General features: G+C 55.7%; 12 protein-coding genes. 11 read left to right on the forward strand and 1 reads right to left on the reverse strand.

The genetic code is table 11. The annotated features are described in order from the left end of the window. Window positions 1-97: 97 nt before the first annotated feature. From E308F_RS04020 to E308F_RS04035, 4 genes are all read left to right on the forward strand, one after another. Complete coding sequence (locus E308F_RS04020) at window positions 98-808, forward strand: GntR family transcriptional regulator (RefSeq protein ID WP_141264095.1); 711 nt, start codon at window positions 98-100, stop codon at window positions 806-808. A 3-nt stretch (window positions 809-811) separates the two neighbouring features. Next, window positions 812-1555, forward strand: a complete 744-nt coding sequence (locus E308F_RS04025; RefSeq protein ID WP_141263655.1) for a nucleotidyltransferase family protein — start codon at window positions 812-814, stop codon at window positions 1553-1555. Window positions 1556-1660: 105 nt separating this feature from the next. Further along, on the forward strand, window positions 1661-3043 hold the full coding sequence (gene glmU, locus E308F_RS04030) for a bifunctional UDP-N-acetylglucosamine diphosphorylase/glucosamine-1-phosphate N-acetyltransferase GlmU (RefSeq protein ID WP_141263656.1): 1383 nt from the start codon (window positions 1661-1663) through the stop codon (window positions 3041-3043). Between the two features lie 63 nt (window positions 3044-3106). Further along, complete coding sequence (locus E308F_RS04035) at window positions 3107-4054, forward strand: ribose-phosphate diphosphokinase (protein WP_172613469.1); 948 nt, start codon at window positions 3107-3109, stop codon at window positions 4052-4054. Here the strand turns inward: E308F_RS04035 and E308F_RS04040 are convergent. Next, window positions 4051-4713, reverse strand: coding sequence for a PRC-barrel domain-containing protein (locus tag E308F_RS04040; protein WP_141263658.1), 663 nt, complete (start codon window positions 4711-4713; stop codon window positions 4051-4053). The two genes, E308F_RS04035 and E308F_RS04040, sit on opposite strands and share 4 nt — an antisense overlap. Before the next feature lie 99 nt (window positions 4714-4812). On the opposite strand from E308F_RS04040, the gene E308F_RS04045 reads away from it, so the two are divergent. The 7 genes from E308F_RS04045 (at window position 4813) to E308F_RS04075 (ending at window position 12837) form a co-directional block, all read left to right on the forward strand. Beyond that, window positions 4813-5433 (forward strand): 50S ribosomal protein L25, encoded by a 621-nt coding sequence (locus E308F_RS04045; RefSeq protein WP_141263659.1) that lies wholly within the window; start codon window positions 4813-4815, stop codon window positions 5431-5433. Between the two features lie 40 nt (window positions 5434-5473). Then, window positions 5474-6043, forward strand: coding sequence for an aminoacyl-tRNA hydrolase (gene pth, locus E308F_RS04050; RefSeq protein WP_253260412.1), 570 nt, complete (start codon window positions 5474-5476; stop codon window positions 6041-6043). Further along, on the forward strand, window positions 6040-6447 hold the full coding sequence (locus E308F_RS04055; RefSeq protein ID WP_141263660.1) for a hypothetical protein: 408 nt from the start codon (window positions 6040-6042) through the stop codon (window positions 6445-6447). The genes pth and E308F_RS04055 overlap by 4 nt, the downstream gene beginning before the upstream one ends. Window positions 6448-6591: 144 nt before the next feature. After that, window positions 6592-10146 (forward strand): transcription-repair coupling factor, encoded by a 3555-nt coding sequence (gene mfd / locus E308F_RS04060; RefSeq protein ID WP_141263661.1) that lies wholly within the window; start codon window positions 6592-6594, stop codon window positions 10144-10146. Between the two features lie 237 nt (window positions 10147-10383). Continuing rightward, the gene (gene spoVT / locus E308F_RS04065; protein WP_141263662.1) at window positions 10384-10935 is read left to right on the forward strand and encodes a stage V sporulation protein T; all 552 of its coding nucleotides are present in this window, start codon (window positions 10384-10386) and stop codon (window positions 10933-10935) included. An 82-nt stretch (window positions 10936-11017) separates the two neighbouring features. Next, complete coding sequence (gene mazG, locus E308F_RS16440; protein WP_141263663.1) at window positions 11018-12490, forward strand: nucleoside triphosphate pyrophosphohydrolase; 1473 nt, start codon at window positions 11018-11020, stop codon at window positions 12488-12490. An 80-nt stretch (window positions 12491-12570) separates the two neighbouring features. After that, entirely contained in the window at window positions 12571-12837 is a 267-nt protein-coding gene (locus tag E308F_RS04075; protein WP_216363929.1) for an HU family DNA-binding protein, read from the forward strand. Window positions 12838-12881 lie beyond the last annotated feature (44 nt).

Here is a 12881-nt window from a genome sequence, read left to right on the forward strand (position 1 = left end):
TTGAATGAGCTGAGGGCAGAGGCGCTCTGCCATGGTTCTGGACGAAGTTTTGCGAGGGGGGGTATATTTGGTAAACGGCTATGACAAAGGTGGTACAATGAAGAATCTCCTCAACGGGAAACTGGAAAACTATAAACCCTTACGGGAAATAGTGTTTGAGGCTTTACGGGAAGCCATTATCAACGGCCAGCTAAAAGCCGGCGAAAGGCTTATGGAAGTCCAGCTGGCGGAAGAAATGGGTGTCAGCCGGACTCCTGTCAGGGAAGCAATTCGCAAGCTGGAGCTGGAAGGTTTCGTCGTCATGGTCCCCCGCAAGGGAGCTTATGTGGCCGACCTTTCTACCAAGGATATTGCCGATGTTTTTGAGATTCGTTCCGCCCTAGAGGCCCTGGCCGCCGCTCTGGCCTGCGAACGTATTACGGAAGAAGAGTTGGAAGAACTGGAACGCCTGTTAATAAAAGTAGCTGATTGTGTAGCGGCCGAGGACCTGGAGGCCCTCATTGTGGTTGACACCCAGTTCCATGATGTCCTGTACCGGGCCAGCCGTAATGACCGCCTGGTACAAATTATCAATAACCTGCGGGAACAAATCCAGCGTTTCCGTACCACCTCCCTGGGAACGCCGGGCCGGATGCGGGAAACCCTGGAAGAACATAAACAACTGGTGGAAGCTATTACCGCCCGCAACGTGGAACTTGCCAGGCGCCTAGCCCAGGAACACATCGAAAATGCCGAGAATCGGATGATGGAGGCCATCCGGGAAGAAATGCGTGCCAGCAGCAGCCCTAAAAATAAAAGAGGGGGTTAAAGGTTGGAGGTAGATGCTGTTATCCTCGCCGGGGATCAAGAAGGCCGGTCCCTGTTACCTGTTGGTTCTCGGCCCATAATTGCCTGGGTGGTGGAAGCTCTCCTGGCTTCGGGCCGCATCCGCAGACTGGTAGTTGCCGGTCCGCCGGAACTTGCTTCGGCCCTCCCTCCTGATGTTACCCTTGTCCCTGCGGGGCGGACGGCTGTAGACAGCGCCTTGAACGGGGCGGCAGCCTTTCCGGAAGCCGAATGGCTGCTTCTGGTTACTGCCGATATTCCCTTGCTGAAGCCCGAGGCAGTCAGGGACTTCCTGGACCGTTGCCGGGAACGGCCGGCCGATTTTTATTACCCCATCGTCAGCCGGGAATGCAATGAGGCCAGCTACCCCGGGGTAGAGCGCACCTATGTCCGCCTGCGCGATGGAACTTTCACCGGCGGCAATATGGTTTTAATTAAGACCTCGGCCTTACTTACCTGTGCCCGCCGGGGCCGGGAACTGGTAAGATTGCGCAAGAGCCCCCTGGCTTTAAGCCGGCTGATAGGTCTTAAGTTTATAGTAAAGTTTTTAACGCACCGCTTAACCATTGCCGAGGCAGAAAAGCATTTCTCCCGCCTGCTGGGAGCCCGGGGGGTAGGGATAATCTCCCCGTATCCCGAAATCGGTATTGACGTTGATAAGGAAAGCGACCTGGAACTCGCCAGGAGGGTTTTAGGCAGTAGGCCGAAGGAGTTTTTCGTAGAGGGCTAACGTCTCCCCCTACGAAACAATGAAAATTTATTGGGTGTTATGATGGGGACATATCCCTACCAGAAGGCACCGTTTTTGGCAGAACCCTGATTTGGAGGAGATCCAATGGCCGAAACAGTTGCCGTTATCCTGGCCGCCGGCCAGGGGAAACGGATGCATTCCCGGCTGCCCAAGGTGCTCCATCGTGTAGCCGGGCGCAGTCTTTTAGAACACGTCCTGGCGGCAACCAGGGAAGCCGGCATCGAGGATAACATCATCGTCATAGGCCATGGGGCCGGGGAAGTCAAAGCAGCCCTGGGAACGGAGCAGAAATACGCCTTCCAGGAGCAGCAACTGGGCACCGGCCATGCCCTGGCCCAGGCCCGGGAGGCTGCAGGGGAAGCTGCTACTATTCTGGTCCTATGTGGCGATACCCCCCTGATCAGGCCGGCTACTTTAACCGGGCTGTTACAGCAGCACCGGGATACGGGAGCCGCTGTTACAATCCTATCGGCCAGGATTGCCGATCCCACCGGCTACGGCCGCATTATCCGCGACGGGCAGGGGCGGGTCAAGGGTATAGTCGAAGAAAGGGATGCCACCCCGGCCGAGAAGGCGATTAATGAAATCAATACCGGTATTTATTGTTTTGCTGCCGCCTTTCTCTGGCCGGCCTTGACCCGGTTAAAACCTGATAACGACCAGGGTGAATATTACCTTACCGACGCCGTGGCCCTTGCCGTAAGCCAGGGACTCCGGGTCGAGACGCTTGTTGCCGGGGACGCCGAGGAGGTCCTGGGGGTCAATGACCGCGCCCAGCTAGCAGCAGCCGGGGCCGTTTGGCGGCGCCGGATCAATGCCGCCCATATGCAGAGCGGAGTAACTATCATCGATCCGGAAACGACTTATATAGACGTCACGGTAACCATTGGCCGGGACACAATTATTTATCCGGGTACCTTCCTTGAGGGGAATACTATTATTGGTGCCGGATGCTGCCTGGGCCCCGGTACTACCATTCGGGACAGCCAGGTAGGTGATGGTAGTACCATAATCCACGCCCTAGTCCTGGAAAGCACTATTGGCCCGGGCTGCCAGATAGGCCCTTTTGCTTATTTGCGGCCGGGGACTATCCTGGAAGCAGGCGTTAAGGTGGGAGACTTTGTCGAAATTAAAGCTACGCGGGTTGGCCGGGGTTCCAAGGTGCCGCACCTGACTTACCTGGGTGATGCTACCGTGGGTAGGGAGGTAAATATAGGCGCCGGGACCATTACCTGCAATTACGACGGCCGGCAAAAGTGGCCGACGATTATTGAAGACGGGGCTTTCATTGGCAGTAATACCAACCTGGTTGCCCCCGTCAGGGTAGGGGCCGGGGCCCTGATAGGTGCCGGCTCTACCATTACCGAAGATGTACCGGCCGGGTCCCTGGCCCTGGCCCGGGAAAAGCAGGTTAATTTACCCTCCAGGGGTAAAAAAGGCGAAGAAAAAAGGCAGGAAAAAAGTTAAAAAAGGCGAAGTAAATACAGCGTTAAACCTTTCCCCTGGAACCTGGAGGTTATTAAAAAGAAAATGGAAACAGAGAGCGCACGTTTAAAAATCTTTAGCGGCAATGCCAACCCCGAGCTGGCCCGGGAGATTGGCGCCTACCTGGGCGTACCTCTGGGCGCGGCCAAGGTTAGCCGTTTCAGCGATGGTGAAATCAGTATCGCTATCGATGAGAGCGTTCGGGGCGAGGATGTCTTTGTCATCCAGCCCACCTGTGAGCCCGTCAATGATAACCTGATGGAACTTTTAATCTTGATTGATGCTTTGCGGCGTGCTTCAGCCTGGCGCATTACAGCGGTGGTACCTTATTATGGCTATGCCCGCCAGGAACGCAAGACCCGGGCCCGGGACCCCATCTCGGCCAAGCTGGTAGCCAATTTGATTACTGCTGCCGGTGCCGACCGGGTACTGACCATGGACCTCCATGCGGCGGCCATCCAGGGTTTCTTTGACATCCCGGTTGACCACCTGACGGCAGTACCAATACTTGCCGATTATTTCAACAGTAAGGGCTTTGACCGGGCTATAGTCGTCTCTCCGGACCTGGGAGGGGTGACCCGGGCGCGAAATTTTGCCGAACGCATCGGAGCCGAAATTGCCATTATCGACAAGCGGCGTCCGGCACCCAATGTGGCTGAGATTATGAATCTCATCGGTGATGTTAAAAATAAAACGGTCATCATGATCGATGACCTCATCGATACGGCGGGGACCATTTGCCAGGGGGCCGGGGCTTTAATGGAGCACGGCGCCAGGGCTGTGTACGCCTGCTGTACCCACCCTGTACTTTCCGGGCCGGCCCTGGAACGCCTGGCCGCAGCACCGCTGCAGGAAGTAGTCGTTTGCAATACCATTCCCGTACCGGAAAGCAAGGAAATGGCCCGGCTGCGGCGCCTTTCAGTAGCCCCCCTCCTGGGCGAAGCCATTATCCGCATCCACAAGGACCTGTCCGTCAGTAAACTTTTCGATTAGTTCCTATCCTCGGGGGGCGGATCGCCGTTTTTTTTGCGGCTAAAGGGCAGGCGTTGGCGGTAACGGTTAAAGACCTCCGCTGCCCGGCGGGTAACCCCGCAGGCGTCCTGGAAAACTTTGGCGGCACCGGCGGAGGTTTCCTGCCATTTGACGTTTAACAGGCCCCCGGGTTTCTGGAGGAATTCTTCGGCCCCTGCCCTGGCTATCAGGGCGTCGCGACCGCAGGTGATGATTTGAGTGGTTTCGAGGCTCCTGGTTCCATGGAGGAGGCCGCTTTTAATATCCAGGTAATAAATCTTGCCGTCCTGGGGGTCGAAACGAAAGTCATCTACGGTACCCATGACGGTACCATCCTCTGTAATAACCCTGGCACCCAGCAGGGGGAGGGGATGTTTGGCCAGGACTTCCAGTTCTGGCAGGGAACTTAATTTCACTACGGCACTGGCCTGGTCTACGGTGACGGCATGGTTACCGACGCTTTTAACATGGCTATAAGGGATTACCGGTTGCTCCTTGAACCATCCTTTACGGTCAACAGTGAAAGCAGCAATGATCATTTTTTGCTGGTCAATTAAGAGGCGCTTGATGCGCCCCAGCTGGTGGCCGTCGGCCAGGCTGACTACGGGCATACCCATGAGCTTCTTGCTGGTATAAAACATCCTTCTCACCTCCCGGCTTATAACATGCTTATTCAGCCGGCAGGGGGTTTATGCTGTTTCCAGGTAGGCTAAACTTAAATACTGAAAGGAGTTGGGAATATGCAAACCCAGACACTGTTTGTAGAAGTGCGGCCTGACACTGGTAAACAGACGGCCAGGCGTTTACGCCGGCAGGGTAAATTACCTGGGGTTATTTATGGGAAAAAAGCCGGTAATATACCTCTGGCCATTCCCCTGAAAGAGCTGGAACGGCTTCTCGCCCGGGAAGGGGAAAATGCTTTACTGAAGGTAATCGTCACCGGGAACGGGAAAGAAAAAGAATTTGCCGCGGTAATCAGGGAGGTTCAGCGTCACCCCATCAAAGGTGTAATTACCCATGCGGACCTTTACCAGATCTCCCTGGATGAAAAAATCAGGGCTACTGTACCGGTCATCCTGGAAGGGGAAGCTAAAGGTGTGGAACAAGGCGGTATCCTCCAGTACGGCTTGCGGGAGGTAGAGGTTGAGGGCCTGCCCGCCGACCTGCCGGAGGTTATAACTATTAGTAACCTTGGCGTGGGAGAACACCTGGAGGTGGCTGACATTAAAGCACCGCCGGGGGTAAAAATTCTTTCCGAACCGGATGCCGTAATTGCCACGGTGGTAAGTACCCGGGCCGTGGAAGCTGAAGAAGGCGCTGGAGCGCCGGTGGGAGAAGGAGAAACACCGGTAGCGGAATAAGCCGGTGAAGACAACTGGAGTTGGGGGCGCTAATTTGCCGGTGCAGATGGTGGTGGGCCTGGGCAATCCCGGGCTCAGTTATGAGGCGACCCGGCATAATGCGGGTTTTATGGTCCTTGATCTCCTGGCCGACGAACTGGGAATTGACTTTAATTCCAGCCAGCACCAGGCGCTCATCGGCCGGGGGATGGTCGGGGAAAGGCGGGTCCTCCTGGTCAAACCCCAGACCTATATGAATAATAGCGGTCGGGCCGTAGCCCCCCTGGCGCGCTGGTACGGTATCGCCCCGGCTGAAATGGTAATTGTTCACGATGACCTGGACTTGGCGCCGGGGCGGATGCGTATCAGGCCTGCGGGCAGTTCCGGGGGGCACCGCGGTTTGCAGTCGATTATCAACGCCCTGGGGACTACGGCCGTACCAAGATTAAAAATAGGTATTGGCCGGCCTCAAGAGGGGCAAAATGTAGTTGACTATGTGTTACAGCCCTTCAGTGAAGATGACTGGGCCCTGGTGAGCCCGGTCCTCCTGAAGGCGGCCCGAGCCCTCCGTTTCCTCCTGGAAGGAGGGGAACTGGAGGAGGCCATGAATCGTTTTAATATTAAACCATGATTTTTCTTCAAACCTTAATGGCAGGCCTTCTGGCGGCCCTGGTAGCCTGGGGGGTTAATTACGTTCTCCTGGGGCTGAGGTTGAATAATAGAGCCATCCTCGCTTTTATAGGGCCCTTTGGGGAAGAGACCCTAAAGACTGGCCTGGGCCTTTTGACAGGGGCTTCCCTGGCCGGTGTGCATGCCGTGTTTGGTTTCGCTGAAGCCGCCTGGGAGCTGGCCAGTACATCTCCGGCCAAAAAACGTGGCAAGCTAAAACCAGCCCTGGCGGCTGTGGCAGGCCATTCTTTTTTTGGCTTGCTGGTATCCCTGGCTTTCGCTCGTTCCGGCCGGGCCGACGTAGCCCTGGCCACCGATTTCCTGGCTCACCTGGCCTGGAACCGGCTAATTTTAGCCCTGCATTAATTTTACAATACAATCAAAACTTGACTTCTTTCCCGGGGGCAGAATATAATAAATACCGGATGAGGAGTGTTGTGAAGAAAAGGCCCTGGAAAAGGGCCTTTTCTTAATCAACAAAGGCTTGTTTGCTGGTTGGAGTGCATATAAATGTATAATTATGGTATATTGCAAATTGTCAGAGATAGTTCTCAATTTCACAGCATAGTAAAAGGCTTGAACCAGGGCCTGGCGGAGCAACAGCTCTACGGACTCCCGGAAGGCCTAAAGGGGCTGTGGCTGGCAGCCATGCTCCTCGATTACCATCCAATCCTGGTGGTTACAGCAGGGAGCGATGAAGCCGGGCGCCTGGTAGCCGACATCGATTCCTTCTGGCCGGGTTCAGGCACCTGCTTTCTACCGGCGAAGGAACTCCTTCCGGTAGAGGTATACGCCCACAGCCCGGAACTGGAGGGCCAGCGCCTTAAGGCCCTGACGGATATGGTCGGCGGGCGGATGCGACTCCTAGTGGTTCCGGTGGATGCTTTGCTCCAGAAGCTGCCGCCGCCGGAAATTTTAAAGGAGGCCCTTCTCTCCCTGGAAATCGGCCAGACCATTAATCGCGAGGCTCTCCTGGAGAGGTTAATTGCCCTCGGTTACCGGCGGCAGGAAGTAGTCGAAGCCCCAGGCCAGATGGCCGTCCGGGGGGGCGTTATTGACATCTATCCCCCGGGTGCCGGGGAACCGGTACGTTTAGAATTATTTGGCGATGAGATTGATTCTCTTCGTTTTTTTAATCCGGATACCCAGCTGTCGGTGGCAGAGACGCGGGCCGTAACCATCGGGCCGGCCCGGGAGGTTCTCCCTCCCCAGGATATAAAGCCCGGGCTGGAGGCTTTGCAGGCCGAGTTTTCCCAGACCTATACTGCCTTGCGCAACCGCCAGCCCCAGGCAGCCCGGGAGTTAAAAGAGAGAATCCAGAATTTAATGGCCCGGCTGGAGATGGGAGACTGGCCGGAAGGTATTGACCAGCTCCAGGCCCTTTTCTACCCGCGTCTGGCCACCCTTTTCGATTACTTCTCGCGCCCACCCCTGGTGGTTCTCGATGACCCGGCACGTTTGCAGGAAGAAATGCGCCGGCGGGAACAGCAACGCTTAGGGGTTTTTACCGAAATGCTGGCCGGCGGCCTGGCTTTACCCTCCCAGGGGGAGGCCTACCTGGAAACGGATGAATTGGAGCGTCTTTTCAGTTGCCACCAGCGCCTCTATTTTTCCCTCTTACCCCGGCGGGCGCCGGGGACCAGCCCCCGGCAGGCCATGGGTGTTGGCGCCCAGTCCATCCCGGCCTTTCAGGGGCGGATGAATTTATTGGTTGACGAACTCAGTCGCTGGCGGCGGGATGGCTACCGTACCATCTTTATGGTAGCCGACCCGGAGCGGATGGCCAGTTTGCGCCAGGCCCTGGCCGATCAGGGTATAGGCAGCCAGGTTCTGGATGAAGTGGCTGCCGTTCCCGGGAACGGGCAAATACTTTTTGTGTCCGGACGCCTGCACCAGGGCTTTTCCTGGCCCGAGATGCGGCTGGCGGTACTGGGGGACACGGAAGTTTATGGCGGGGTTAAAAGGCCGCGACGGCTCAAGGTGGCCATGGAAGGTAGCAAAATCACTTCTTTTAGCGATCTCCGGGAAGGTGATTACGTTGTCCATGTTCACCATGGCATTGGCCGTTACCTGGGCCTGAAGCAGCTGGAGGTAGGAGGTATTAAAAAAGACTACCTCCTCATCCAGTACGCCGGCCAGGACCGCCTCTATGTGCCCATTGATCAGGTTTCCCTGGTACAAAAGTACGTAGGGGCCGAAGGTCATGTACCGCGTTTGTACCGCCTGGGAGGCAATGAATGGCATAAGGTTAAGAGCCGGGTCCAGGAAGCTGTCCAGGCCATGGCCGAGGAATTGCTGGAGCTCTACGCCAAACGGGAGGCTATCCCCGGCTATGCTTTTTCACCCGATACGCCCTGGCAGCGGGAATTTGAAGAGGCCTTTCCCTATACCGAGACGCCGGACCAGCTCAAGGCCATCGCTGAGGTGAAGGCGGATATGGAGAGGCCCCGGCCCATGGACCGCCTTCTCTGCGGCGATGTCGGTTATGGTAAGACGGAGGTGGCCATGCGGGCGGCCTTTAAAGCCGTCATGGACGGCAAGCAGGTGGCCGTCCTGGTGCCGACAACCATCCTTGCCCAACAGCACTATAATACCTTTAAGGCACGCTTTGAGAATTTCCCGGTAAAGATAGCCGTCCTGAGTCGCTTTTGTTCACCCGGGGAGCAAAAGCGGGTTGTTAAGGCTTTAAAAAGGGGCGAGGTGGATATTGTCATTGGCACCCACCGCCTGTTGTCCGGTGATGTCTCCTTCAAGGACCTGGGTCTGGTCATCATTGATGAAGAACAGCGCTTTGGCGTGGCCCATAAAGAGAAGTTAAAGAAACTGCGTTACAGCGTCGATGTCCTGACCATGACGGCTACCCCTATTCCGCGCACGCTGCACATGGCCCTGGCCGGTGTTCGCAACATGAGCCTGATTGAAACACCGCCGGAAGACCGCTTTCCCGTCCAGACCTATGTGGTTGAATACAGCCCGGAGCTGGTGCGAGAGGCCATCCGGAGGGAACTGGACCGTGGCGGCCAGGTTTACTTTGTTCACAACCGGGTGGCCGATATTGATCGCTTCGCCTATCACGTCCAGCAGCTGGTACCGGAAGCCCGGGTGGGAGTGGGTCACGGCCAGATGGAGGAAAGGGAGCTGGAAAAGATCATGCTGGACTTTATCGAAGGCCGTTACGATGTGCTTGTCTGTACTACCATTGTGGAAAATGGCCTCGATATCCCCAACGTCAATACCCTAATTGTCGATGAGAGCGATAGTTTCGGCCTGGCCCAGCTTTACCAGCTCCGCGGCCGGGTAGGCCGGAGCAACCGCCTGGCCTATGCTTATTTCACCTACCGGCCGGACAAAGTCCTGGGTGAAGTGGCCGAAAAGCGCCTGGCTGCCATACGGGAGTTTACCGCCCTTGGCTCCGGGTATAAAATTGCCCTCAGGGACCTGCAAATCCGGGGCGCAGGGAACCTCCTGGGACCCGAACAGCATGGCCACATGCTGGCCGTGGGCTTTGATCTCTACTGCCAGCTCCTGGAGGAGGCCGTGCAAAAACTAAAACGCCAGCGTGGCGAAGCCGTACCGGAAACAAGACAGACGGCAGCACCGCCGGCGGCTCCCGTAGAATTAAGCGTGGATACTTTCTTAAGTGACGAGTATATCCCTGATGCCGCCTTGAAGATGGAAATCTACCACCGCTTAATGGCGGCCAGGGATTTAAACGAAGTCGAAGCTATTGCCAGCGAAATGGAAGACCGCTTTGGCCGACCGCCGGCCGCGGCGGAAAATCTTTTGGGCCTTGCCCGGGTACGCCTCCTGGCCCAGGAAGTTGGAGTAAGCAGCGTCCACCAGAAGGGCAGGGAAGTAGAATTGAATTTTGGTCAGCGTCACGACCTGCGGGGCGAAAGGCTGATGCACCTGACCAAGTATTTTCCCCGCAAGCTCTCTTTTTCATCTGCTGGCGGTTTGACCATCAAGGTGCGAACGGCGGGCCTGGACCAGCAGGGGTTGCTGGCCTTGCTGGAGGATGTCCTGACCAGGATTAAATACCTGGTCGCGGAAGCGGCGGGCTGAAGCAGCCGTGATGCTGGCCAACAGGGTTTATGTCGGCAGCCAGGTGACTGCCCGGGGGCGAATGGAAGCTTTCCGTAAATTTTAGTATTTGCCTGGGAGCCGGATTTTATCCATGGTACCAGTTATAGAAAAGGCAGGGAAAAAATGAATAAACCATCCGCGTGGATTATATACTAACATTGAAAGCTAATTCTTGAAAGGGTTACCCGGAAAAGGGTAAAGGGGGGATAGATAGCAGTGAAAGCAACAGGCATTGTACGGCGTATTGACGATCTAGGACGCGTGGTAATACCCAAGGAAATCAGGCGCACCCTGCGGATTCGCGAAGGTGATCCACTGGAAATCTTCGTTGATCGCGAAGGCGAGGTAATTTTAAAAAAATACTCGCCCATTGGTGAGCTTGGAGACTTTGCCAAAGAATACGCAGATTCGCTCCATGAAGCTATCGGGCATATAGCCTGTATTGCTGACCGGGACAACATTATTGCGGTGGCCGGTGCCCCCAAAAAGGAATTCCTGGATAAACCCATTGGTCCTGCCGTGGAAAAGGTCATGGAAGACCGGAAACCTGTCCTGATTAATTCCCCAACAGAAGAGTGGTTCCCCATTGACGGCGAAGGAGAGGCCTATAAATTTACTGCCGAAGTGATTGCTCCCATAATTGCCGAGGGCGATCCCATCGGGGCGGTAATTATCTGTTCCCGGGAGCCGGGTGTGAAAATGGGGGATATGGAGCTGAAGCTGGCCGAGACGGCGGCAGGTTTCCTGGCCAAACAAATGGAACAATAGCGCGGCGCCCAGGCGCCGCTTTTTTTTTGGCCGGGTGTTGTGGTACAATAAAACGGTATACTTTTCCTGTGAGGCGAGGTAGATGGCAGGCAAGGTTATTATCGCCGGCATGGGACCAGGTGACCCGGCCCAGGTGCCGCCGGCAGTCCTGGAGATCCTCAAAGGTGTGGACAAGATATACTTGCGGACAGGGCGGCATCCGGCAGTAGCGGCTTTAGAAGAGCGGGGATTGCAGTGGGAAACCTTTGATAGCTATTATGATCAGGCGGGAGATTTTGAGGAACTTTACCAGCTGATAGTTACTACCTTACTTAATGAGGCCAGAAACAAAGAGCTGGCCTACGTCGTACCGGGACATCCCCTGGTGGCCGAAAGGAGTGTAACCCTGCTCCTGGAAGCTGCCCCCGCATCCGGAGTAGATACCCGGGTAATACCGGCCATGAGCTGCCTGGATGCCCTGTATGCCACTCTGCGTCTTGACCCCACCCGGGGCTTAACTGTAACCGATGCCCTGACTTTGACGGTAGATGGACTGGACCCCGGCCTGGGACTTATAGTTACCCAGGTTTACAACCAGCGGATAGCCTCCGACACCAAATTGACCCTTATGGGCCTTTACCCGGATGAATATCCGGTAACGGTGATTCGGGGTGCCGGCCTGCCCGGGGAAGAACAGGTGGCAACGGTACCGCTCTATGCCATCGACCGTCTGCCCTGGATTGATCACCTTACCAGCATTTACCTGCCACCCTATCCGGAGGGGCGGGACCGGACCCTGGCGGGGCTGAAAGCCATTATGGCCAGGCTTCGCGGCGAAGGAGGTTGCCCCTGGGACCGGGAACAGAGTCACCAATCTCTTAAACGTTACCTTATTGAAGAAGCCTATGAAGTCCTGGAAGCCATTGATAGCGGCGATATGCATAAACTGTGTGAGGAGTTGGGAGACTTACTGCTACAGGTAGTCTTCCATGCCCGGCTGGCTGAGGAAACCGGCGATTTTACCCTGGCTGACTGCCTGGAAGCTATCTGTGCCAAGATGCGTCGCCGCCATCCCCATGTTTTTGGTACGGCTATTTTAAATACAGCCGGGGAGGTGCTGGCTCGCTGGGATCAAATTAAGGCGGCCGAAAAGAAAAGCAACGGGGAAGAGGAGCCTTCCGTATTAAGTGTACCCCGGGGCCTGCCGGCCCTCATGAAGGCCCTGAAGATTCAGGAGCAGGCAGCCCGGGTGGGTTTTGACTGGAGTGACGTAACCGGTGTTTGGGCCAAAGTAGAGGAAGAGTTGGAAGAATTAAGAGACGCAGTGGCCGGTGAAAAGCACCGGAAACAGGCTGCTGAAATGGGAGATGTGCTTTTCGCCCTGGTGAACCTGGCCCGCTGGCTCGGGGTGGAGCCGGAAGCTGCTTTACAGGCTGCTGTTGCTAAATTTATGCAACGTTTTCAGTATATCGAGAGGAGGGCCCGGCAAAAAGGACTGGATGTTGAAGGGCTTTCCCTGGCAGAGATGGATGCTTTGTGGGAAGAAGCAAAAAAAATCAAGGAAAATAATAGTTAATGCAGGAGATTGTTGGATTATAGCGAATAAATGTGAACAAGGGCATAACCGATAAGCAGGAGGGATGACAATTGAATAAGATGGATTTAGTTGCCAGCGTGGCAGAAAAAACCGATCTGACTAAAAAAGAAGCTGAAAAGGTAGTCAGCGCTGTACTGGCCAGCATCGAAGAAGCCCTGGCCCAGGGCGACAAGGTTCAGCTTGTCGGCTTTGGAACCTTTGAGATCAAGGAAAGAGCCGCCCGGGTAGGGCGCAACCCCCGGACCGGCGAGGAAATCGAAATTGCGGCCACGCGGGTGCCGGTTTTCAAACCCGGCAAGGCATTGAAGGAAGCTGTGGCCAAATAAATGCGGTGAGGGAAATCAGGCATCAGGCCTGATTTTCTGTTTGG

The organism is Moorella sp. E308F (genome assembly GCF_006538365.1).
Classification (GTDB): Bacteria; Bacillota; DSM-521; order Neomoorellales; family Neomoorellaceae; genus Neomoorella.